Genomic DNA, 21,781 nt, shown 5'->3' on the forward strand with positions numbered 1-21,781 from the left:
TTCGTCGCCCAGCAGCCCTTCGAACGTGCGGGTCCGCCGCTGCGTATTGCCCGCCGGAAGCCGACGTGAGCGATTCCAGCGTTCAGCTCTGGGCCACCTGGACGAGATCCGGAGCCTGTCCACGCCGGGCGAGCAGCGCCCGGCCGACGGGCAGTTGGCGGCTGGCGGCGCCATTGACGAGGCGGCCCTCGAGGCGGTCGCCGGAAAAGAGCAGCCCGGGGCTGGACATGTCGGCGACCTGGCGCAGCAGCGGCTCGTACAGGGCGCGGCTGGCGCCGCCGGTTCGGCGGGCGATGACGAGGTGGAACCCGAGGTCGAGGCCCTGAGGCACGAGTTCGGCCAGGGGCGCCAGGGGGTTGCCCGCGGCGGAGCCGGCGACGATGTCGTAGTCGTCGACGACGACGAAGATCTCCGGGCCGGTCCACCAGGAGCGCTCGCGCAGCTGACGCGGCGTCACGTCGGCGCCGGGCAGGCGCTGCCGCAGCGCGGTGGCGAGTTCGGCGGCGTTCTGGGCGGCGTGCGCGGCGGTGTTGCAGTAGGTGACGAGGTGGTCCTCGGGGACGGCCTCGAGGTGGGTGCGGCGGTAGTCGACCAGGAAGACGCCGGTCTCGGTGGCGGGCCTGCGGACGATCTGCCGCATGATCGTGCGCAGGACGGTCGACTTGCCGGTCTGAGTGTCGCCGAAGACGATCAGGTGCGGATCGGCGGTGAAGTCGACGGCGGCGGGGCCGAGGTCGCTCTCGGCGACGCCGACAACGGGCGCGAGGGCGTACGGATCGCCCGACGTCGCGGGGACGTCGGGGACGAGATCGCGCAGCCGGACCTGGGCCGGGAGGGCCTTGACCGGGGCGACGCGGGGTCCGGGCCAGCGGGCCGAGACGGTCTTGGCGAGCCCGGCGAAGCCGGCGGCGAGGTCGTCGGTGCCGGTCCCCTCGTCGATGCGCGGCAGGGCGATGTGGCCGAAAAGCTTGTCGGACAGCACGACTCGTCCGGGGACATCCTTGGGCAGCTGCTCGATCATCTTGCGGTCGATGCCGGAGTCGTAGGCGTCCGCCAGCCGCAGTTCGATGCGTCCGGAGAAGGCGGCGGCGAGCCGGGCGCGCACCTGGGTGGAGTTGACGGCGGTGAGGACGACGTGGACGCCGAGGGCCGGTCCGCGAGCGGCGATCTCGCCGACGATGTCGCCCGCCTCGTCGTCGGCCTCGGTGAGCGCGCCCCAGCCGTCGATGGCGAGGACGACGTCGCCGGGGATGGCGACCCTGCCGGCCGCGGCGGCGCGGCGCAGTCCCGCCGCGGAGTCGATCCCGCCCCCGCGCATGGCCGCTTCGCGGGCGTCCAGAAGGTTCTTGACCTCGGCGAGGGTGCGTCCGACGAGTTCGGGGTCCGCCCGGCCGGCGGCGACGGCCACCTGGGGCAGCTCGGCGAGGCTCGACAGGGCGCCGCCGCCGTAGTCGATGACGTAGCAGACGACGGCCGAGGGCGGATAGCGCAGGGCGAGACCGGCGACGAGCGTGCGCACCAGTGTGGACTTGCCGGAGGCGGGGGCCCCGACGACCATGAGGTTGGCGTCGGCGCCCGACAGCTCCCATTCGAGCGGTCCCTGGTACTGCTCGCGGGGCTTGTCGCGCAGGCCGAGCACGGCGCTGACGACCCCGCCGGGCTTTGCGGCGTCGATGGCGCCGGGCACGGCCGACAGTGGCAGGGCGTCCGGCAGGGGCGGAAGCCAGACGGGCCGGACCGGTTCGACGTCGGCGCTCGCGAGGCTCTGGACCAGGACGCGCAGGACGCTGCGTTCGGTGTCGGGCCCCTCGGCGGTCGGTGATGTGAGCGCGTCGAGCGCGAGGGTCGGTACGGTGGGCGGCAGGGGCCAGGGCAGGACCGGGAGGCGGCGTTCCTCGGTCTCGCGCGGCGGCGTGTAGCGACCGGAGACCATGGCGGCCTTGAACCTCGTGAAGATCGTGGTGTCCACTTTGAGGTAGCCGGAGCCGGGTTCGGGCGGAAGCTGGTAGGCGTCGGGCACGCCGATCGCCTCGCGGCTCTCCCCTTCGGAGAAGGTGCGCAGCCCGATCCGGTAGGACAGGTGCGATTCGAGGCCGCGCAGGTGCTGCGCCTCGAGGCGCTGGGTGGCCAGCAGCAGGTGCACGCCGATGGAGCGGCCGATGCGGCCCACGGCGACGAACAGCTCGGCGAAGTCGGGCTTGGCGGTGAGCAGCTCCGAGAACTCGTCGATGATGACCAGCAGGTGCGGGAGCGGTTCGAGTGCTGGATCGCCCTGCCGCAGTTGGGCGTAGGTGTGGACGTTGGGCAGGTTCCCTGCGTCCTTGAGGAGCTGCTGGCGGCGCGCCATCTCGCCGTAGAGCGCCTCGGCGAAGCGGTCGACGAGGCTGAGGTCGTCGGCGAGGTTGGTGATCGAGCCGGCCACGTGCGGCAGGGCGTCGCATTCGGCGAACGTCGCCCCGCCCTTGAAGTCCACGGTGAGCAGGGCGAGCCGCTCGGGGAGGTGGCGGACGGCGAGGGCGGCGACGAGGGTGCGCAGGGTCTCGGACTTGCCCGAGCCGGTGGCGCCGACGATGAGTCCGTGGGGCCCCATGCCGCCGAGCGCCGACTCCTTGAGGTCGAGTTCGACGGTCTGGCCTTCGGCGTCGACGGCGAAGGGCACGCGCAGCAGCTCGGATTCGGGGCGGGGCGCCCAGGCGGCGTGCCAGTCGATGTCGGCCGGGTCGGCGACGCCGAGGATGTCGGTCAGGCCGTGGACGCCGCTGAGGGCGTGCGAGGCGTCGTCCGGGGCCAGGCGGTGCGGGCTGAGGGCGCGGGCGATCGCGACCAGCTCGGCGGCGTCGATACGGTCGGCGCGCCCGGTTCGGCTCGACTCGGCCGCGTGGCCTTCGCTCCGATCGATGGTGGTCACGGTGATCTCGGGGCCGTCGACGGTGATGCGGGCGGCGGTGTGCTCGGGCTCTTGGCGCTGCTCGGCCACGAGGGTGCAGAGGTGGACGCCGAGGAGCGCGGGATCGACGTCGGGGACCAGGCTCGGCAGGGCGACCTGCTGTTCGCCGTCGACGATGACGAACAGGCGGCGGGCGCCGGGGCCGGGCGGGGCGCCGCGGCGGCGGCGGAGCTCGGCGGCGCGCACGGCGAGGTCGCCGGAGAGCAGTTCGGCGAGTTCGGCGGTGCTCGGGCAGATGAGCGGGACCGGCAGGTCGGGGTTGTGGCCGTCGGCGAGCAGGTGGGGCAGCCAGGCGAGGCCGCTCCAGTGGGCGGCGACGCCGGGGGCGGCGACGACGGCGATCTGGAGGTCTTCGGGGGCGACGAGTGCGGCCAGTTGGGCGAGGAGGGTCTGGGCGGTCCGGCGGGCCTCGCCGTAGTCGCCGACGACGGACAGCTCGCCGATCCGCCCGATCGGGACGGTCAGCGGCTGGTCGCCGAGGGTGGCATAGCGTTCGACGAGTTCTTCGGCGCCGGACTGGCACACCGGGTCGTACACGGCCAGCGGGTTGGGGTCGAGCTGGAGCGACAGGGGCCGGCTCAACGGGGTTTCCGCCAGGCCGCAGCGCACGGTGAGCAGGTCGGCGTCGGTGGCGCGGCGCTCCCAGCGGCGGGCCGGATCGCAGGCGATGCCGAGCAGGAGACCCGGGTGCGGGTGGCGGGCGGCGTTGAAGTCGCGCTGCGCGCGGACCGCCTCGCGGATGGTGTGCCGGGCGTCTTCGAGGTAGTCCTGGTAGCGCTCGCGTTCCTGGCGGAGCTTGCGGCGCGGCCCCGAGCGCAGGGCGATGAACAGGACGACGCCCATGGCGACGCTCGCGACCAGCATCAGCAGCCCCGCGGTGGCGTACAGGGGGCGAGAGAGGTTCGACAGGACCATGACCATCGCGCCGCCGCCGGACATGATCGGCATCATGAGCATCGGCGCGCCCATGACCGGCGGCGGTCCGTCGCCGATGACGGGAGGGGCGGCCAGGGTGATCGGCTCGGTGGCGATCGCGGGGAGCGGCCGGCGCGCCGGCCGGCGGACGACCTCGGTGCCCATCAGGCGCCCGCCACGGCCGCGTAGAGGCCGAGGAGCTCGCCGGCGAGGGCCGTCAGGCCCGCGACGAGGAGGATCTCGGCGATGCCGACCACGCGCCTCCACCAGGCGGCGGAGACCTGGGAGCGGGAGATCGAGGCGACGGACACATAGGCCATTCCCGAAAGGACGGCCAGCGCGGGAAGCCACTGGCGCAGCGGTTCGCTCGGTTCGATCCAGTTCCAGGCCGCCCAGGCGCCGGCGGCCATGCCGGCCAGGCGCAGGGGCGCGACGTGGCGGACGAGTTCGAAGATCCGCGAGCGGGTGAGCAGCGCGAGCGCGGTGCCGGTGCCCATCAGCTGTGCCCAGAAGGCGTCCTGGGCCGCCAGCAGCGCTCCGGCGGCCGCGGCGGTGGCGGTGAGACCCCAGATCGCACCGGTGATCCGCGAATCGGTGCGGCCCAGACGGTCGCGCAGGCGGGCGTCGGTGGTGGGCTCGCCTCCGCGGACCTCGCGATCGAGGGTGAACAGGCCGGCGGAGAACATGGACGCGCGCGGGGCCAGGGCGAAGGAGAACAGCGCGGCGAGGACCACGAGCACGGCGACTCGGGTCGGCGCGAGGCCCGCATGGGCCCACAAGGTCCAGGCGCCGGCGCCGAGGGCGACCGCGATGCCCAGGCCGACGGCGTAGGAGGTCGCGAGCCTGGCGCCCGCGCGGGCCACGATCACCAGGAGCAGCGCCGCAAGCAGCGCGCCGAGCAGTTGCGTGGGGCGTGCGGCTCGACCGTCGGGCGCGAACGTGTCGGTCATGACGAACCCGACCCTTCCGGCCCACAGGCAGCCGCCGATGAGCGCGAGGTGGGTCATCAGGGCGTGTTGGCGGGTCGACCACCAGGACATGAGGACGGCCAGGACGGCGACCAAGCCGCCGGTGAGCAGAATCGAGCCGTCGACGCCGGGGCTGAACGCCGCGGCGGCCACCAGCAGGCCGGCCGTGGCGACGGCGACCAGGCGGCCGGTGCCGGGTTCCCAGCGGATGCCGGTCTCGTCGACGGCGTCCTCGACGCCGTCGCGCACGTCCTCGACGGTCTCGGGCAGAGCGGCAGCGGTCGCGTCGTGGACCAGCAGCATCGAGCCGTCGGCGACGGTCTTGTCGCGCAATGTCTCCGAGGGCTCGAAGGTGGCGCCTTCGGGGGTGCTCACGGCCCAGCTCACCGCGGTGCCGTCGGTGTCGCCGCCGGTGTGGCGCAGCATCTCGGGCAGCAGTTCGGCTACGGGCAGGTCGTCGGGCAGGGCGAGATCGCGGGTGGTCTCGGGTCCGACGACGGTGACGGTGCTGTATTGACCGGGCACTGTGGACCTTGTCTCAATCTTGGAACGGTGAGGAGAACGCGGGGGCGCCCTGTTCTTCGGCCTCTTGCTGGCGCTGCCGCTCGAAGGCGCCGGACACGGCGATCACCGCGACGATGAGCGCCACCGCGATCGCTCCGATGAGCGCGGCCGGCCAGAGCGACTGGCGCTGGCGCCAGCTGCGCGCCGAACCGTGGAGGACCGCCGCGCGAAGCTGCCTGCGGCGCAGGGCGGCGGCCTGGAGCACGTAACGCTCGCCTTGGCCGGTGCGTCGCATGACCAGCGGCGCGACGTCCATGCCGGACTCGTCGCGCCGCTCGGCCTCGGTGCGGTCGGTCACCCGCCCCACCGGTTGGTGATGCGGGTGATGCCGGCCTGCCAGTTGCTCGCCGAGGTGTCGGTGGCCGTGGCGAGGCGGTTGAAGGCGGTCTGGAGGGCGGTGAACTCGCCCTCGGTGTCGGTGTTGAACTTCGCGAAGCCCTCGGTGCCGGCGCCGACCCACTGGCCCTTGACCGTCGAGACGGCGCTCTGGAGCTGGCCCAGGATGCCCTCGAAGCGGCCGCGGTAGGTGTGCTGCACCTGGGCGAGGCCCTGGAGTTCGGAGACGTTGCCGTGCAACTCGTAGGGAGAGGCGGGCATGACGCGGTCCTTCCTAGACGGTGATGGAGATCGGCTTGATGGGCGTCATGGCGCCGTGGGCGCCGGCGTACTCGCCGTGGTTCTGGTCGTCGACGGTGACGCCGTCGGTGTTGGTCTGATCCTGCGCCATCGCGCTGACGCCGTACTTGTCGGCGAGCGCGTTGTAGGCGGCGATGAAGTCGGCCTTGGCGAGCTGGAACTGGTGGAGCGCCGCGCCGCTCTGGGCCAGGACGTCGCGCTCCATTTCGCCGATGAGCGAGCGCAGCTGCCCGAAGAGCTCGTCGACCGAAACCTGGTGGCTATTGGCGCTGACGTTCAGCGCATTGGCGACTGTGAGCCCGAATTCATTCGCGCTTCCAGGCATGGTTGTCCTCCTTCAGAAGGGAATTACGGGGAATTTAGCAGGCGGTCGAAAAGGCTCTATCGACGTCTCGGTGAACAATTCATAACGACGCCGATCGGGACCGGTCCCGCAATGTCAGGAGTACCGTCATTGCAATGTCGCCGGGACCGGTCCCATGCTGCCATCGGGACCGGTCCCAGGAAAAACGCTTGAGTCACAAGAGAAACAGCAGCACCATTCTCTCGAAATCCACTGAGGTTAACCTAAAATTCCACAATTGCTCACCTAGCTTGGATTACCCTCTCCGTAGTCTCGATTCTCAGCGACGCCACCCCCAATGGAGGACCGATGGACTTCCTCGGAATGAACCCTGATTCCGCCAATGCGAATGGTGAGCAGATCATGACGCTGGCCGAGAGCTTCGGTTCGCTCCAAGGCGAACTGATGTCAATTGTGGAGGGCTGTATCGCCGCGGCCGGCGAACCGGAGGTGATCGGCGGCTACGAGGAGTTCGGCGCAACCTGGTCGACCGACCTCGCCCGGACGGCCGCGCACGGCGCCAGTGTCGGCGGCACGACCCTCATCACGGTCGCCGATGGCGTCGGCGTCGACGCCGAGAACGCCGCGCTCCAAGCGGTCGACGCCCCCGACGTCGCCCCGCCCGCCATCGCGATGAACTGACACGGCCCCAGAGGAGACCGACGACATGCCCAGCATCCCCACCATCGGCAGCTTCGACCCGCCCACCACCACCGCGGACGAGGCCGCGCTCCAAGAGCACGCCCGGACGCTCGTGGCGCACTCGGGCCGCATCATCGGCCAGGGCACCGCCGTCATGGAGCAGATGAACACCACCGCGGTGGACTTCAGTGAGCTCGTCGCCGAGCCCCTCAAGCGCAACGGCCAGGAGTCCCTCGCCGCCAGCGAGATCGCGATGCAGGGAGCCGTGTGGGGCTCCACCGTCACCGAGCGGTGGGCCACCGACGTCACGACCTTCAAGGAGACGATCGCGGCGCTCGAGGCCGAGTGGGCCGCCGCGGTCGCCGCCGACTTCGGCGCCGGCCCGGACCCGGCCGCCATCGCCGCCGCCGGCCAGGCCAAGCTCGCCGAGATGAACGCCCGCGCCAACGAGGCGTACGAGCTGCTGAAGGCGAACGCGGCCACGGCGGGCGGCATGCTCACCGGAGGACCGACCCCGGCCAACCTCCAGGCCCTCGCCGCGGGCGCGGGCGGGGCCAGCTGGCTGGCGTTCAACGTCTTCGGCACCGCCGCCGGGCCACCGCCCGTCACCGGAGCCGAGGGCGCGGCGCTGGCCGACATGATCCTCGGCCATTTCGCGAACGGCACTCCCCTGCCGCCCGCGCTGTTCGACGTCATGCGCTCGCTGGCCCAGCACGCCCAGAACCTCCAGTCGGGAGCCCTCGGCGCGCTCAGCGCCGACCAGCTCGCCTACCTCGAGCAGTTCTTCCGCGGCCTGGACCGACCCTGGAACGCGAACCTGCCGATCGACACGAACATGCTGTACCACCTGCCGGAGATCATCGGGAACTCCGGACTGTCGGCCGGCGACCAGTCGCTGATGCTCGGCGCGGTCGGCGGCGGCCTGCTCGCCCTGTCGGATCACCGGCTCGGGGGCGGGAGCAACCGACTCCCCGGCACCGTGCAGGGACTGATCGGACGCTACTTCGGCGGCGGGGGCACGCCCGCGCAGGACTCCGCGAACCAGCTCAACGCGCTGGGTGCGATGCTCGGCGCCACCGGACACCAAGGCGTCGGGCTCGAGCGGCTCCAAGGGGGCGAGGAACTGTCGGCGGCGCTGACCATGTCGGTCGCCGACGCCAACTCGATCCCCGAGCTCGTTCGCGCCGGAGCGCCGGTCGACGAGTTCCTCCTCGGACTGAACGGCTTCGAGGAGGGGGCCAGGACCGAGCTGCTCGGTGTCGCCACCCGCCACACCGAGGTCAACGGCCAACTGCTGACGGGCCGGACCGTCCACCCCGACTACGGCTCCGACACGCCCGAGTTCCTCGTGCGCAGCCTCTTCGGCCACGACTGGCACGACGACGGGATGGCGGCCGCCGGACTCGTCAACTGGATCAGCGACCCGAATCTGCCGGAGCAGTACCGGGACCTGGCCACCGAATCGGCCTACACGCTGTTCACCGTCTCCACCAATGAGGACGTCAACGGCCGGTGGGGCGCGGCGACGACCTACGGCGTGCTCACCGACGGCTTCGGCGCGATCGGGCCGTTCGAGGCCGCGCCGGTCGGCGTGGCCAACCCGCACATCGCACAGGCGATGGCGCGCACGGCCGTGTCCTATCTCGACTACTTCGACGACTCCAACACCGGCGGCCCGAACCGGCTCGCCTTGTCCGTCGACCCCCGCGCCTCCGACATGTACCTCAACCTGCAGACGCGAGAGAACTTCTTCGAACTGGCCATGGGAGACAAGGGCGCCGCCGACCTCCTCGGCACGGCGGCCTACGCCAGAATGATCGCCTCGGCCGGCGAGGCGCACCTGTGGGAGGGCCTGCCCGAGGCCGAGACCCATGGAGCGAACGGGGGCATGCTGGCCAGGCTGCTCGACACCGGGCTCACGCGGATGATGGAAGACGCGACCACTGACGCCGAGGGCGTGACCGCGCACAACACCCAGCAAGCCGCCTGGTTCCGCGCCGGCGCCGCCGCCGTCAAGGAGCTCATCTCCGAGCTGCCGGTCGTCCGGCAGCTCGGCGATGCCGGCCGCATCTTCATGAAAGAGCTGCTCGAAGCGCCGAAGTGGGCGCCGGGGGCCATGCAGGCCGAAGGCTGGGTCTGGGGCAGCGGTCGGACGCCCGCCATCGAGGACCCCGGCTTCGGTCTCGACCTCGAGAGCGTCAAGCTCGGCGCCGCCCACTCGCTTGTGGACGCGCTGCTCAAGGACCCCGAGTCCGGCATCGACATCCGCGACGTCGAAGCGGTCGACTCGCGGCTGGTCACGACCGACGACGCCGGCAACACCGTGCTGCTGCCGGCGGAACAGCTCCTCGGCGCCGATATCCCGCCGTCGCAGGGCGATCCGGAGCAGCAGGGGAACATGCAGAACCGCGAGGCGCGGCAGTTCCTCGAAGAAGTCCTGGCCGAGTCCTGCTACGACGACGCCGGCGCGAACCTCGACGAGTTCGTCCGGGAATTCTTCGCACGGCGCGAGAGCAAGTAGACCCCTATCCGATCAGGAGAAAGCACGTTGCAGAACGAGGAGCCAGGCGGCCCGAAGCACTCGGCCCCGCGGGACCTGCCCGCCGGCATGAGCGAACTCTGGGAGAAGGCGCGTGCAGGCCTGGGCGCCAACCGGTCGATGGCAGGCGTCGCCGCCGCCGCCGCGCTGGTGCTGATCGTGGCCGTCATCTGGGCGGTGATGTCCGCCGGCGGCGGCGACGATCCCGAGGCCGCCGCCGAAGACGAGCCCGCCGCCACCGAGTCGCCCAGCCCGTCGGCCTCGCCCTCGCCCTCGGCGTCCCCGAGCGCATCGGCGTCGCCCGAACCCGACGACCACGCCGATCCCCCGCCCCAGGAGACGACCGACGACGAGAAGGAGGCCGATGAGGGGGCCACGGAGCAGGCCGAGACTGATTCGGGAGGCCTGTCGGCCATGCCTGACACCGGCTTCTACCAGGCTCGCCAGGAGGCCAGCGGCCTATGCCTGACCCAGGGGCCCGAGCCGGGGTATGAAGAGCGGACCGTGACCGTGCTCGGCGACTGCGCCGAGGCGTATCCCGATCTGCAATGGGAGGCCGAGGACGCGGCCGAAGAGGAGGGTGTGTACATCGTCGAGATGCACTTCGACGAGGACACCGACTGCCTGGGCGTCGACTACGAGGGCGACGAGACCGGGCTCCTCCTGTCGGCCAAGAGCTGCGCGTGGGCCGACACGCAGCAGTTCAAGCTGGAGCCGGTCAGCGGCGGCGTCTTCCTGATCCGCACCGTCTCGGGCGACGACCTGTGCCTGGGCCAGCTCAAGGACCAGCCGTCCGAGGAGGGTCGGGCCGTCGCCACCCGGAACTGCGACGCCGGCGACCCGAAGCAGCGTTGGAGCATCGGTTAGCGGATTCCGGGACCAGCGAGCGCCCGCCCTGGGCGCTCAGGCCCATATCGCCTCGGCGACGGTCATGCCGAGAACGAGGGCACCGAGTCCCGCGGGAGGCCGGCGGCCGGTCTCACCCGTCGATGGCGAGGTGGGTCTTGGTCGACCACCCGCCCCGTGAACGCCCCAGTGCTTCACCGGCTACGGGCGCGAGGGCTCGTTTTGCGGGCGCCGGCGGCGTGCTGGTGGACCCGCACGATCGAGGAGTCGAGACTGATCGTCCACTCCCCGAAGGATGCCGTCGTCCTTGACCTGCGCGGCGGCGAAGACCTTGTTCCGAGTCCCCTCGGCGGTCCACCGCCGCGGCCGCTCGTGCCACGGTTGTGCCTCAGCCACAACCGTTCACAGGCCAGGCTCTAGCCCATCGGCAGCCGGAAGCCGTACCTGCCGGCCAGTTCGGTCGATTCCGGATGGGTCGCCCAGGTCGCGATGAAGTAAGTGCCCCCGTCCGCCAGTTCGTCGGACAGGTCGAGCTCGCGTCCGTGACCGGGTTCGATGAGGTCTTCGGGCTCGGTGTGCGGGGCCTCCTCGACATCGATGAAGTCGTCGCCGGATCGCCATGCGTACACCGTCAACGCGCAGTAGTTCTCGTCCCCGAGGTTCTGGAACCGCCATGTGATGCCGTCCACGTAGCACACCTTCCAAGGCCCGACCCGTACGTCGCGGCTCTTGCCGTCCAGTGCCGCCTCGGCGGCCTTCCTCGCGCCCCGGGCCGACCACCCCGCGAAGACGGCGGCGGCCAGCGCGACGAACGCGGCGACGACGTGCACAGCGGCACTGAAGGGATCAGTCATGAGCCGACCGTACTGGAGGCGGACCCGACCCGCCGTGCGAAGGATGCCGGTCCCTGCACACGCTTGAGGAGAGGACCGCGCGGTCCTCTCCTCGAGCGCATCATTTCCTCGTCGTCCCGTGCCTGCCCGGAAGTCGGCCCGGACAGGGTCGGCCGCATCCTCGCCGATGCGGACGGGCGGGGCACTGATCAGCCGCGCCGTGCGTCGGCGGCGACGATCGCCAGCCAGGTCATCGCGGTCAGGCAGGTGAAGGCGAGGACGAGCGAACCCGCGGGCCCCTGTGCCGAGGAGTAGAGGTCCCCGGCGAGGAAGACGGTGGCGGCGATCCGTGAGCTCAACGCCATTCCGCGCCGACCGGTCCGGGCGTAGTGGCGGCCCATCACGTAGCAGGCGGCGATCAAGGCGATGAATGCGATCGTGCCGACGGCGAGGTGGAGGACGGAGCCGAGTGTCATGCCGGAGGCCTCGGACGCGTCGGCCGGAAAACCGCCGCCGCCTTGCAGGACGAACGGTCCGCACAGGAGGATCCCGATGCCGTAGGCGAGGACCAGTCGGGGTCCCCACGCACCTCCGGGAGTGCCGCGAAGGGCTCGGCGAAGTCCCACCCCGCCCAGTGTCAAGAGCAGTCCCGAGACGATGAAGTTGGTGATCTGGATCCACCCCAGATCGCCGTTGGAGAGCAGGCTCAGCGGGTGGCGGGTCAGGTCGAAGCCCTCGCGGGTGACGGCCTGCGTGAGCGAGACGACGCCGAAGACGGCGGTTCCCGCGATGAGGCTCGCGAGCATCCGGCGAGTGCCGGCGCTGTGGCCCTCGCCGTCAGCGGCGGTGCGGTGGACCTCGATGTGGTGAGCGGCGGTGGCGGTCATCGTCGTTCCTCTTTCAGTGAAGGGATTCGCTTGTCACTGATGCGTCGCCTGAATCGGCCGGAATTCGACAGCGCCGCCGTCATGTACGCTGATCGGCGAAATCACGCGTTCCCTGTCACATCGGTGCGCTGTTGCGGCGGCGCCACACGAGGTGCTGACCCGAAGCGGATCTGAGGAGGTCCAATGCAGTTCTTGCTGACCACACGGGACGACGGCACCGGTGCCGACGTGGACGAGGCGATGCACGCCGAGCTGATGGCGTTCATCAAGGAGCTGAGCGACACGGGCGTGCTGGTCGCCACCGGGGGACTCGACGCGGGCACCCGCGTCGTGAGCGCCGGCGGCTCGCTCACCCTCACCGACGGCCCCTTCGCCGAGACCAAGGAGGCGATCGTCAGCTTCGCGCTGGTCGAGGTGGACTCCCGGGAGGAGGCCATCGACGTGAGCAGGCGCTTCGTCGAGATCTTCGGCGGCGGCACGTCCACGGTGCAGCAGGTCTTCGGTCCCGTCGACGCATGACCGGCGCGGCGGACATCGCAGGCGAGATCTGGCGCCGAGAGTCGGCGCGAATCGTCGCCGGCCTCGCGCGCCTCCTCGCGGGCGACGTCGGCCTGGCCGAAGAACTGGCGCAGGACGCGCTCGTCGCGGCCTTGGAGCAGTGGCCGGAAAGCGGTGTGCCGGACAACCCGGGAGCCTGGCTCACCACCGTGGCCCGCCGCCGCGCGATCGACGCCCTCCGCAAGATCGAGCGTCGCGAGCGCGGCCACGCCGAGATCGCCCACGCCCTGCGGACCGGCGACCCCGAGGAGATCGACCTCCCCGACTCCGACACCCTCGACGACGACGTACTGCGGCTCATGGTCGTCTCCTGTCATCCCGTGCTCGCCCCCGAATCGCGAGTGGCGCTGACCCTCCGGGTCGTCGCCGGGCTGCGGACCGACGAGATCGCCCGCGCGTTCCTGGTCGCCGAGTCGACGGTGGCGCAGCGGATCGTCCGCGCCAAACGGGCGCTCGCCGCGAACCGTGTCCCGTTCGAGGTCCCCGCAGGGCCGGAGCGGACGGCCCGACTGGCCTCCGTGATGGACGTGCTCTACCTCGTCTTCAACGAGGGCTACGCCGCGACCGGCGGCGACGACTGGCTCCGCCCCGCGCTCTGCGATGAGGCCGTACGCCTGGCACGGATGCTCGCGGGCATGGCCCCCGACTCGGCCGAGGCCCACGGGCTGCTCGCGCTCATGGAGCTGCAGCACAGCCGCCGCGACGCCCGCGTCGGTCCGGACGGCGCGCCGGTCCTGCTCCAGGACCAGGACCGCTCGCGATGGAACGCCGACCGGATCCGCGCCGGATTCACGGCGCTCGTGCGCGCCCGGCAGACCGGTGCTCCCGCGGGGCCGTACGTGCTCCAGGCCGCCATCGCGGCCTGCCACGCCCGGGCCCGGTCGGACGCCGACACCGACTGGGGACAGATCGCCGCACTCTACGAACTGCTGATACGGGCGGCCCCTTCGCCGGTGGTGGCGCTCAACCGCGCCGTCGCCGTGGCGAGGGCGCGCGGGAGCGAGGAGGGTCTGCGGCTCACCGAGCCCCTGCTGTCCGAGCCTGCGCTCGCCCGGTATCCGCTGCTGTTCGGCACTCGGGGCGACCTGCTCGCCCGACTCGGGCGGGTGACCGAAGCCCGCAGGGAGTTCGAGCGGGCCGCGGGCCTGACCGCCAGCACTCCGGAACGCGACGTCTGGCTGCGCCGAGCGGCCGAGCTGCCGCGCGCCGCGTCGTACGAGGGGCCGTCGCTGGGCGCCGCGGCCGAGCGCTTCCTCGACCGGCCCGATCTGCGCCCGGGAACCGCGCGATCCTACGGCCAGACCCTCGGCCGGCTGCGCCGCGCGCTCGGCGACGACCTGCCGTTGACCGAACTGTCGCCCGAGGCGGTCGCCGGCGTCTTCGCCGAGACGTGGCCGCGGGCCGCTCCGGCCACATGGAACCGGCACCGGGCGGCCGTGCGCGCCTTCGCCGCGTGGGCCGGCACCGGTCCGCTCGACCGGTTCCTCGACCGGCGCTGGGCCCCACGCGGACGGGTGCGTCCACTGTCGCCGGACCAGGTGACCGAACTCGTCGAACGAGAGGCCACCGCGCTGCGCGAGCGGGTCTTCTGGCGCCTCCTGCACGAGAGCGGGGCGTCGGCCGCTGAGGTGCTCGCGCTCGACGTCGACGACCTCGACCTGGAGGCGCGACGCGCAGGGCAGGACGCGATCACGTGGTCTGGGGGGACCTCCGAGCTCCTGGCCGAGCTGATCGCAGGCCGTGTGCGCGGTCCGGTCTTCCTCGCCGACCGACGGCCGGGCCCCGGCCGACCGCGGCGACCGCACGACCTGTGCCCGCACACCGGCCGCGGCCGACTGTCGTATCCGCGAGCGGCACTCTTGTTCAAGCGGGCGTCAGGCGGCGCGACACTGCGGGCCCTCTCCGGCGCCTGATGCCGGTCAGAGGCGGAGGGGATCTGTCGTGTTCACCGATGATGTGCGCATGTCATGCCCGCTAGATGCAGTGGGGGTTCGAATCCCACACGGGCTACTTCGGGGAGACCCGGCTCAAGCGCTGGAGCGCCGCCGCTGAACGGGTGCGACACCGGTCGGCCGCGGTTTTGCTCGGTGCGGGTGCGCGGCCCGATGGGGGCGTCTACCAGTGCCGAGGGCGACGAGTCCCATCGGGGCCCGCGGCCTGGGAGTAGGTTCGGATGCGGCGCGGAGGAGCGTCTCGACGTGGCGTTGGACGTCGGCCCGAGCGGTGGTGCGCTGGTCGTCGCAGGCGTCGGCGTGGAGTCGGGACCGGTGAACGACAACGCCAGTGCCTGGGGGCCGCCCGGCTCACCCGGCAGGTGCCCGGCGCCGGTCCAGTGCTCGAACCGCCGCGCGACGGCGCCGCGTCCGCCAGGCCCTGAAGTGCCGCCCGCCTCCGCGAACGCAGAATGGCCTCTGGAACACGAGAGCGGGGAACGTCATGGTTGAGCAGCATCGGCCCGGGAGCGGCCCGGGGACGGTATGGACCATCGGTCACTGGACGTGCCCGCCTTCCGTCGTGCTCGACACGCTCGAGTCCGCGGACATCGAGGTGCTGGTCGACGTGCGCAAGATGCCCGGATCGCGTCGCAGCCCGCACTTCGACGCCGACGCGATGCGGTCCTGGCTGGAGGCGGCCGGGATCGACTATCTGCACTTGCCCGAGCTCGGCGGTCGACGCCCGAAGCAGAAGGACGTCGACCCCGGCCGCAATGCCGGTTGGCGGAATGCGAGCTTCAAGAACTACGCCGACTACACGCTGACGCCGGAGTTCGAGGCGGGTCTCGCCCGGTTGACCGGCATGGCGACCGATCGGCACGTGGTGCTCATGTGCGGCGAGCCGATGCCCTGGCGCTGCCACCGCCTGCTCATCGCGAACACGCTGACGGCCCGCGGATGGACCGTCGTGCATCTGATGACCGACGCGAAGCCGGTACCGCACCGACTCGGGCAGTGGGGCGCAACGCCCTCGGTCACCGACGACGGTGTCGTGACCTACCCGGTGAGGTAGGAGGCCCGCCGCTGCAAGAACCGACCCGCCGGTCCCTTCCGATGCTGCCGGCGGCTAAGCCCGCAGTGACCTTCCCTGCTCGGCCAAGACCTGTTCGAGGACCCGGATCGTCTTCGGCCCCACACCGTGCAGCCGCAGCAGCTCGGCCTCGGATCTGGCCGCGACGCGATCCAAGGTCGTCAGACCCGCGCCGTGCAGCGCCCGGGTCGCCGGTCGCCCGATCGCCGCCGGCAGGTCCCCTTCGCCGGTCGCGGCGGCCTCGGCCTGATCGACCGCTGCGACCAGCCGTCGGGGGGCCCGGTGCCGCCAGGACGCCCGCACCAGGGCGTGCAGCGCCCTTCCGTCGAGGGCCGCGAGCGGGACCCGCAGCCCGATCGTCCTTCCCGACCGGGACAGCCGCTCCCCGGCCGGATGCACGGCCGGCGCGGCCTCCACCTGTTCCGGCGGCATCCGAAGCTGCACCCGGCCGTCCTCGGAGAGCGAGGCGAACCCCCTACCGCGCACCGAGAACGCCGCCATGCCGAAATGCGAGCCCTCTGCGGTCTCCGGCAGCGCGAGCGTCGTCGTCCGCAACTGGTTCGGCGTGGCCATCGATCCCTCCTCACCTTCCTTCGGTCGCGTCGGCGAGCGTCTTGCGGCCGGTCACGACCAGCAGCACGTCCTTGACGGGCAGGCGCAGCTCCTCGCCGTCCCCGACTGCCGCATCCGCGTCGGCGGCGACCAGTCGCCGCCCGGTGAGGTCGACGCCGAAGTGGGCCAGGTTGCGCGGGCCCGCCGCGCTCAGGACCAGGCCGATGCGCTCGGCCGGAGGAGCGGGCAGCCCCAACGGCTCGGTGATGTCGAGCCCGTGGACGACCTCGTGCGAGAGCGCGCCGGCTCGCCCTCCCCCGGGCGGCGACCACGGATGCCCGATGTTGGACCGGTAGAGCGCGGCCAGCTCCCGGTCGGTCATCGCCGACGCCGCCCGCCGAGCGTCGCGGTCGGCGAACACGTCGAACCGGAACCGGGCACGCATCATCCCGCCGAGGAATCCCGGCCCGGACAGGCGGAACGGCATCGTCATGTGCGCCAGTACCTCGCGGACGCGCCAGCCTTCGCACAGCGAGGCCTCCGCCCACTGCGCGGGCTCCAAGTCGTCGAAGACCGCCGAGAGCCGCTCGCGCTCAGCGCGCGTCTGCTCCGCGAATCGGGGATCGTCGCGTTCCATGCCGGTGTCCTTCCCTGTTCGGTCGTGCTTCACCGCTTGTACGACCGGACCGGCGCGGACTCATCGGTCGAGGTGCTCGGGGAGCCCGAATTCCGCGAACCGCCCGCCCGAGCCCAGGAACGTGACGGTCTCGGACACCCGCATCTCGCGCAGCTCGACCAGGATGAGGGCGAACGGGACCAGGCGGCCCTCGGCGTCGGGGCGGTACTGCCCGAACCCGGCCGAGCCGTTGACGGCGGTCGGGAGCAGCCGGTCGCCTGCGCACGCCTCGCTGCGGGCCATCAGCGCGGCGATCCGCGCCCCGCCGCGCACCCACCAGGCGAACGGCGGCATCGAGGTGGCCGCGTCCTCCCGCAGCAGCGCGGTCAGGCCCGCCACGTCGTGCGATTCGAAGGCGGCGACGTAGCGCCGCAGCAGCTCCCGCTGCCGGGGGTCGGCGGGGTCGAAGACGTCGACCGGTTCGGGGCGATCGGTCTCGAGGGCGGCGCGGGCGCGCTGCAGCGAGCTGTTGACCGCCGCGACCGTGGTTTCGAGGATCTCGGCGGTCTCGCGGGCCGAGAACGAGAGGACGTCGCGCAGCACCAGGGCCGCGCGCTGGCGGGGCGTCAGCCGCTGCAGCAGGGCGATGAACGCCAGGCGGACCGTCTCGCGTTCCTGGACGACCTCGCCGGGGTCCGCCGTGCCGAACAGGCGCCGGTCGGGCATCGGCTCGACGAACCGCTCCGGCGGCAGCGGCGCACCGAGTCCGCCGCTCTCGGCGGCCGGTCCGAGGTCGATCGCGAGGGCCCGGCGGCGGGCGCCGCGGAGCATGTCGATGCAGATGTTCGTGGCGATCCGGTGGACCCAGGTGGTCAGCCGGGCTCGGCCGGGGTCATAGCGATCGGCGCTGCGGGCCGCGCGGATGAGGGTCTCCTGCACCGCGTCGTCGGTGTCCGCGGCCGATCCCAGCAGGCGGTAGCAGTAGCGCGTCAACGGGGCGCGAAGCGATTCGAGTTCCTCGACCGCGATGGCGGTGCCGTTCATTGCATCCATACAGCCTCCGCGGCCATTGTGCCCGCTGGGTCCGTCCATGCGGCGACCTCGGTCGCCCGAACCGGATGCCGGTCCGGCTCGGCTTCGGACCGGCCGGCCCTCGCGGTCCGCGACCGCACCGGTTCCGGGCGCCGGCAACGGCTGACGAGTCCGGTCCGGCGCGGGAGCGGCGTCCCCGCAACGGCCGTTGCGGTGCCACCGCCGGTGGCGCGAGACGGGCGGTCCGGCTGGCCGCCCGAGAGGGGCGGCGCGCTCCAGCGCGCTTCGCCGGCGCCGGGCGAGGTCGCCGCGTCGCTGTCGGCCTGCGCTCGCTTTGCGATCATGCTGCCGCTCGCCGACTGGGACGAGCGCTCCGCGATGCGGTCGGCCACGCGACGTCGTCGATGGCGAGCCAGGGCGCTGCGGCCACGGCGGTGGGCGTCAGCCCGGTGAACGCCTTGGCCTCGCGGTGGAGATGCGACTGATCGACGTAGCCGCTTTCGACGGCGGCCTCCGCGGCGGGTCGGCCTGCCGCGAGGAGGTGGGCGGCGTGGTCGAACCGCACCAGTCGGGCGGCGCGTTTGGGGGTGATGCCGAGCTGGGAGCGGAAGCGCGACCACAGGCGCTTGCGGCTCCAGCCGACCTCGGCGGCCAGGCCGTCGACCCGCGCCCGCCCTCGGCCGGCGAGCGTCCGCCGCCAGGCGTGGGCGACCTCCGCATCGACCGGTGGACGGGTGCTCAGCCGTCGGCCGAGGAGGTCCGCCGCGATCGCGAACCGGTCGTCCCACGACGCGGCGGCGCGCAGCCGGTCGTGGAACCGGCGCGCATCGCGGCCCCACACCTCCTCCAGGTCGGCCAGTGTCCCGCTGAGTTCGGTCGACGCGCCCCCGAACACGGCTGCCGCGGCGGCCGGTTCCAGCCGGATCTGGAGGCATTCGCCGGCTCCCCGTGCGGTCACCCGGAGGTCGCCGGGAGCGAGCCCCGCGACGACGCTGCCGCGCTCGCGCCGGCCATGTGCGTCGTAGACGAGCCCCTCGCCGTCGCTCAGATCGACGAGCAGGGTGACGGACGGGTGGGCGACCATGGCGATGTCCACGGGAGCGGGTGCGCGGTGGCGGAACCCGGCCATGCCGGTCCCCGGCAGCCGAACTGCCGGGGGCGGGACTGCCACGTCCACGTTCGCCCAGTCGAATGTCCCGGTAGGCAGCACGTGTCCAGTCTAGGTTCGGGGGTTCGCCGGCGGGAGTGTCAGCGGTCCGGGGCCGTGAAGTCGAGCAGCAGTCTGCCGGTCGTCTCGGGGGCTTCGAGGAGGGGCAGGTGTCCGACGCCCGCCAGCAGCTCGACCCGCGCGGTCGGCACCGCGTCGTATCGGTGCGCCGATGCGGGGTCCCACCGGGGGTCGGCCGCGCCGAAGACCACCAGCACCGGGACGTCGAGAGCGGCGAGACGCTCGGGCACGCTGCGTTCGGTGAGGTAGTCGTCGAACCGGCGCAGGAGCGTCCGCAACGTGCGGTAGGAGAGGCGCCGTACATCGGCGACCAGCTCGTCGGGCAGGTCCACCGGGCGGGCGGCCGTCGCGCTGATCCCGCTGCGGATCATCGCGTCCGAGCGCCGCGCCCAGAGCAGCGGACCGAGCGGCGGGGCCAGCAGGGCCCGGAGGACGACCGGCTGCGGCAGGAACGCGTCGGGACCGGGGCCGGTGCTGATGAGCGCCAGCGCGCGCACCAGGTCGGGGCGCTGTTCGGCGAGCGCGGTGGCGACGTAGCCGCCGCTGGAGTGTCCGACCGCGGTGACGGGACCGAGACCGAGGTCGTGGAGCATCGCCGCCAGCCGAGCCGCCTGTGCGGGCACGTCGTATGGCGGCGAGGGCGGGGACTGGCCGCAGCCGGGGAGGTCGACGCGGATGACGCGGTGGTGGTCGGCGAGGATCGGAGCCATGGGGCCCCAGAAGGCGCCCGAGGCACCGGATCCGTGGACGAGCAGCAGCGGCGGGGCCTGCCGCGGGCCGGTCTGGGCCACGTGCAACCCGTGCGAGGACTCAAGGTCGTACTCACTCATGCAGTGATGATGCGAGGACCGACGCCCCCTGTCTTGGACGAATGTCGCCGTGGCCGGCCCGTCGAGGAGCAGACGCGCCTCACGCCGCGGTGACCCGTGACCGGTTCCCGATCCTGTCGGGCGTCGGCCGGTCGCTCTCCTGAGCCGTCGACGGCGACGGCGCCGGTCAGCGGGCATTCGCGGGAGCGTCCGCCCGGCGACGGCGGCGCGGTCGGTCCTCGGCCCAGGGGCCGGTGGCCGTGCGCGCGCCGCCGTCACCGGGGCGGTTCGACTGCCGGGGACGCCGTCAGGCGAGTCGCCATTGCTGAGCGGCGTTGTTCAGGCAGGTCCACTGCCGGACTTCGGCGCCGGGCTCGGTCCCCCAGTTGTAGTCGTCCAGGCACAGGCCGCTGTGCCGGTTGACGAGGTTGACGTAGCCGCCGCCGGCGTCGACCACCCGCCACTGCTGCACGGCCTGGTTGTTGCAGGTCCACTGCCGGACTTCGGCTCCCGGCTCCGTCCCGAAGTTGTAGTCGTCGAGGCAGAGGCCGCTGTAGAGGTTGTGGATCGCGACGTAGCCGTTGCCGAGGTCGCCCAGGTACCAGTCCTGGACGGCGTAGTCGTTGCACGTCCACTGCCGGACTTCGGCGCCGGGCTCGGTCCCCCAGTTGTAGTCGTCCAGGCAGAGGTTGCTGTGGCGGTTGCGGATCGCCACCGGCGCGATGTTCCGCTCGCCCGAGGGGCCCTGCAGGACGGTCGTGGTGGAGACCGGGACGCCGAGGTTCGGCGTGCCGTCGGCGTTCCAGGAGATCTTCTGCACCCTGGTCGTACGGGTCCTCCCGCAGCCGTCGGACGCCGAATCGTTGGCGTGGTAGGCGATCCAGGTCTCCGTGCCGTCCGGTGAGGTGAAGAACGAGTGGTGGGCGGGACCGTAGACGCCGGCGGCGTCATTGCGCTGGAAGATCGGGTCGGAGTACTTCGTCCACGAGCTCGCCTGGAGCGGATTGCTCCCGGTGTACTCGAGCATCCCGATCTTGTAGTTCGGTCCATTGCAGTGGCTGGCCGAGTACGTCAGGAACGTGCGGCCGCCCCGCTGGAGGGCGAACGAGCCTTCGTTGACCGCTCCGTCCTGACGCTCCCATGACAGGGTCGGCGCCGAGATGCGGGTGCCGTGGGCGCTCGCGGTCCAGGGGTTGGACATGGGCGCGATGTACAGCGACTGCAGACCGTCGCCGGCGAAGGCCGAGAAGGTCATGTAGAGGTTGCCGTTCAGCCGCAACGGGGCCGCGTCGATCGCCCAGCCCTGGTCGGGCATCAAGTCCAGGATGCCGAGCTTCGTGTAGGGGCCCATCGGGTCGGATCCGGCGCTCTGGGCGACGTGGGTGCGGCGGGCGGCGCAGCACTGCTCGACCGAGTAGTACAGGTACCAGCGCCCGTCGATCAGCTCCAGATGCGGCGCCCACATGGTGTCGCCGCCGGTCTCCACCACCACCTGCTCGGGCGCGGTCTTCAGACCGGCGATGGTCGCCGACTTGCGCATGACCACTTGGGACGACCAGGTCGTCGCGACGTAGTAGTAGAACCCCTCGTGCTGGACGAGGGTCGGGTCGGCGCTGTTGGGCACGTCCACCACCGGGTTGGTGAAGGAGGAGCCCGGGGCCGCTTCAGCGCGGTCGGCGTCACCGAGGACGTGGGCGGACACGGCGAGGATCGTGACCGCGATGAGCACCAATGCTCTTCGCAGAGCCGTTCGCGGATGGGAAGTGGGCATGAAGACTCCTGGCATGAGGGTGGATGCCGCGCATGCACGCGGCACAGGACCCCAGTGGCCACCAGGTGATG

At 72.1% G+C, this 21,781-nt stretch carries 19 protein-coding genes and 1 pseudogene; 6 read left to right on the forward strand and 14 right to left on the reverse strand.

Annotated elements, in window-relative coordinates:
• Nucleotides 1-82: 82 nt before the first annotated feature.
• Genes eccCa through K3N28_RS00745 form a run of 5 tightly spaced genes read right to left on the reverse strand, consistent with a single transcriptional unit; the run spans nt 83 to nt 6,355 of the window.
• Nucleotides 83-4,027 carry a type VII secretion protein EccCa gene (eccCa, locus tag K3N28_RS00725; RefSeq protein WP_228090557.1) on the reverse strand — a complete coding sequence of 1,315 codons (3,945 nt, stop codon included), beginning with the start codon at nt 4,025-4,027 and terminating at the stop codon, nt 83-85.
• Entirely contained in the window at nt 4,027-5,355 is a 1,329-nt protein-coding gene (eccD, locus tag K3N28_RS00730) for a type VII secretion integral membrane protein EccD (RefSeq protein ID WP_228090558.1), read from the reverse strand. Before eccD ends, eccCa begins: the two co-directional genes overlap by 1 nt.
• A 13-nt stretch (nt 5,356-5,368) precedes the next feature.
• Entirely contained in the window at nt 5,369-5,692 is a 324-nt protein-coding gene (locus K3N28_RS00735; protein ID WP_228090559.1) for a hypothetical protein, read from the reverse strand.
• On the reverse strand, nt 5,689-5,991 hold the full coding sequence (locus K3N28_RS00740) for a WXG100 family type VII secretion target (RefSeq protein ID WP_228090560.1): 303 nt from the start codon (nt 5,989-5,991) through the stop codon (nt 5,689-5,691). Before K3N28_RS00740 ends, K3N28_RS00735 begins: the two co-directional genes overlap by 4 nt.
• A gap of 13 nt (nt 5,992-6,004) precedes the next feature.
• Nucleotides 6,005-6,355: a hypothetical protein gene (locus K3N28_RS00745; protein WP_228090561.1), complete on the reverse strand. Its 351-nt coding sequence runs from the start codon at nt 6,353-6,355 to the stop codon at nt 6,005-6,007.
• 327 nt (nt 6,356-6,682) lie between these two features.
• On the opposite strand from K3N28_RS00745, the gene K3N28_RS00750 reads away from it, so the two are divergent.
• Genes K3N28_RS00750 through K3N28_RS00760 form a run of 3 tightly spaced genes read left to right on the forward strand, consistent with a single transcriptional unit; the run spans nt 6,683 to nt 10,421 of the window.
• Entirely contained in the window at nt 6,683-7,015 is a 333-nt protein-coding gene (locus K3N28_RS00750) for a hypothetical protein (protein WP_228090562.1), read from the forward strand.
• A 25-nt stretch (nt 7,016-7,040) separates the two neighbouring features.
• Nucleotides 7,041-9,536, forward strand: a complete 2,496-nt coding sequence (locus K3N28_RS00755; protein ID WP_228090563.1) for a hypothetical protein — start codon at nt 7,041-7,043, stop codon at nt 9,534-9,536.
• A gap of 27 nt (nt 9,537-9,563) precedes the next feature.
• Nucleotides 9,564-10,421, forward strand: coding sequence for an RICIN domain-containing protein (locus K3N28_RS00760; RefSeq protein ID WP_228090564.1), 858 nt, complete (start codon nt 9,564-9,566; stop codon nt 10,419-10,421).
• 115 nt (nt 10,422-10,536) lie between these two features.
• On the opposite strand, the pseudogene K3N28_RS23445 reads toward K3N28_RS00760, so the two are convergent.
• From K3N28_RS23445 to K3N28_RS00770, 3 genes and pseudogenes are all read right to left on the reverse strand, one after another.
• Nucleotides 10,537-10,781: pseudogene (locus K3N28_RS23445) on the reverse strand (IS5/IS1182 family transposase); the annotation flags it as partial.
• A 35-nt stretch (nt 10,782-10,816) separates the two neighbouring features.
• Nucleotides 10,817-11,254: a hypothetical protein gene (locus tag K3N28_RS00765; protein WP_228090565.1), complete on the reverse strand. Its 438-nt coding sequence runs from the start codon at nt 11,252-11,254 to the stop codon at nt 10,817-10,819.
• 188 nt (nt 11,255-11,442) lie between these two features.
• Nucleotides 11,443-12,120: a DUF998 domain-containing protein gene (locus K3N28_RS00770; protein WP_228090566.1), complete on the reverse strand. Its 678-nt coding sequence runs from the start codon at nt 12,118-12,120 to the stop codon at nt 11,443-11,445.
• A gap of 183 nt (nt 12,121-12,303) precedes the next feature.
• Here K3N28_RS00770 and K3N28_RS00775 point away from each other — a divergent pair, with 183 nt between their 5' ends.
• The 3 genes from K3N28_RS00775 (at nt 12,304) to K3N28_RS00785 (ending at nt 15,684) form a co-directional block, all read left to right on the forward strand.
• On the forward strand, nt 12,304-12,639 hold the full coding sequence (locus K3N28_RS00775) for a YciI family protein (RefSeq protein ID WP_228090567.1): 336 nt from the start codon (nt 12,304-12,306) through the stop codon (nt 12,637-12,639).
• Nucleotides 12,636-14,591: an RNA polymerase sigma factor gene (locus K3N28_RS00780; RefSeq protein WP_228090568.1), complete on the forward strand. Its 1,956-nt coding sequence runs from the start codon at nt 12,636-12,638 to the stop codon at nt 14,589-14,591. The genes K3N28_RS00775 and K3N28_RS00780 overlap by 4 nt, the downstream gene beginning before the upstream one ends.
• Before the next feature lie 523 nt (nt 14,592-15,114).
• Nucleotides 15,115-15,684: a DUF488 family protein gene (locus K3N28_RS00785; RefSeq protein ID WP_374209636.1), complete on the forward strand. Its 570-nt coding sequence runs from the start codon at nt 15,115-15,117 to the stop codon at nt 15,682-15,684.
• A gap of 54 nt (nt 15,685-15,738) precedes the next feature.
• On the opposite strand, the gene K3N28_RS00790 is transcribed toward K3N28_RS00785, so the two are convergent.
• The 6 genes from K3N28_RS00790 to K3N28_RS00815 all read right to left on the reverse strand — a co-directional run bounded on the left by K3N28_RS00790 (nt 15,739) and on the right by K3N28_RS00815 (nt 21,710).
• A complete protein-coding gene (locus tag K3N28_RS00790; RefSeq protein WP_228090570.1) occupies nt 15,739-16,275 on the reverse strand; it encodes a hypothetical protein in 537 nt (178 codons plus the stop codon).
• Nucleotides 16,276-16,285: 10 nt separating this feature from the next.
• Entirely contained in the window at nt 16,286-16,891 is a 606-nt protein-coding gene (locus tag K3N28_RS00795) for a maleylpyruvate isomerase family mycothiol-dependent enzyme (RefSeq protein ID WP_228090571.1), read from the reverse strand.
• A 60-nt stretch (nt 16,892-16,951) separates the two neighbouring features.
• Nucleotides 16,952-17,923 carry an RNA polymerase subunit sigma-70 gene (locus tag K3N28_RS00800; protein ID WP_374209637.1) on the reverse strand — a complete coding sequence of 324 codons (972 nt, stop codon included), beginning with the start codon at nt 17,921-17,923 and terminating at the stop codon, nt 16,952-16,954.
• 319 nt (nt 17,924-18,242) lie between these two features.
• Nucleotides 18,243-19,031 carry a helix-turn-helix domain-containing protein gene (locus tag K3N28_RS00805; RefSeq protein WP_374209658.1) on the reverse strand — a complete coding sequence of 263 codons (789 nt, stop codon included), beginning with the start codon at nt 19,029-19,031 and terminating at the stop codon, nt 18,243-18,245.
• A gap of 119 nt (nt 19,032-19,150) precedes the next feature.
• Nucleotides 19,151-19,960, reverse strand: a complete 810-nt coding sequence (locus tag K3N28_RS00810; protein WP_228090574.1) for an alpha/beta fold hydrolase — start codon at nt 19,958-19,960, stop codon at nt 19,151-19,153.
• Between the two features lie 286 nt (nt 19,961-20,246).
• Nucleotides 20,247-21,710, reverse strand: a complete 1,464-nt coding sequence (locus tag K3N28_RS00815) for a family 43 glycosylhydrolase (protein WP_228090575.1) — start codon at nt 21,708-21,710, stop codon at nt 20,247-20,249.
• Nucleotides 21,711-21,781 lie beyond the last annotated feature (71 nt).

Origin of the sequence: Glycomyces sp. TRM65418 (assembly GCF_019710475.1) — a bacterium.
In the GTDB taxonomy this organism is placed as follows: Bacteria; Actinomycetota; Actinomycetes; order Mycobacteriales; family Micromonosporaceae; genus Glycomyces.

Coding starts and splice junctions, on each gene's coding strand:
- K3N28_RS00740 (WP_228090560.1), bottom strand. CDS start 5,991: ATGCCCGCCTCTCCCTACGAGTTGCACGGCAACGTCTCCGAACTCCAG.
- K3N28_RS00770 (WP_228090566.1), bottom strand. CDS start 12,120: ATGACCGCCACCGCCGCTCACCACATCGAGGTCCACCGCACCGCCGCT.
- K3N28_RS00795 (WP_228090571.1), bottom strand. CDS start 16,891: ATGGAACGCGACGATCCCCGATTCGCGGAGCAGACGCGCGCTGAGCGC.
- K3N28_RS00745 (WP_228090561.1), bottom strand. CDS start 6,355: ATGCCTGGAAGCGCGAATGAATTCGGGCTCACAGTCGCCAATGCGCTG.
- K3N28_RS00810 (WP_228090574.1), bottom strand. CDS start 19,960: ATGAGTGAGTACGACCTTGAGTCCTCGCACGGGTTGCACGTGGCCCAG.
- K3N28_RS00765 (WP_228090565.1), bottom strand. CDS start 11,254: ATGACTGATCCCTTCAGTGCCGCTGTGCACGTCGTCGCCGCGTTCGTC.
- K3N28_RS00800 (WP_374209637.1), bottom strand. CDS start 17,923: ATGGATGCAATGAACGGCACCGCCATCGCGGTCGAGGAACTCGAATCG.
- K3N28_RS00775 (WP_228090567.1), top strand. CDS start 12,304: ATGCAGTTCTTGCTGACCACACGGGACGACGGCACCGGTGCCGACGTG.
- K3N28_RS00805 (WP_374209658.1), bottom strand. CDS start 19,031: ATGGCCGGGTTCCGCCACCGCGCACCCGCTCCCGTGGACATCGCCATG.
- eccCa (WP_228090557.1), bottom strand. CDS start 4,027: ATGGGCACCGAGGTCGTCCGCCGGCCGGCGCGCCGGCCGCTCCCCGCG.
- K3N28_RS00785 (WP_374209636.1), top strand. CDS start 15,115: ATGGTTGAGCAGCATCGGCCCGGGAGCGGCCCGGGGACGGTATGGACC.
- K3N28_RS00750 (WP_228090562.1), top strand. CDS start 6,683: ATGGACTTCCTCGGAATGAACCCTGATTCCGCCAATGCGAATGGTGAG.
- K3N28_RS00755 (WP_228090563.1), top strand. CDS start 7,041: ATGCCCAGCATCCCCACCATCGGCAGCTTCGACCCGCCCACCACCACC.
- K3N28_RS00790 (WP_228090570.1), bottom strand. CDS start 16,275: ATGGCCACGCCGAACCAGTTGCGGACGACGACGCTCGCGCTGCCGGAG.
- K3N28_RS00780 (WP_228090568.1), top strand. CDS start 12,636: ATGACCGGCGCGGCGGACATCGCAGGCGAGATCTGGCGCCGAGAGTCG.
- K3N28_RS00815 (WP_228090575.1), bottom strand. CDS start 21,710: ATGCCCACTTCCCATCCGCGAACGGCTCTGCGAAGAGCATTGGTGCTC.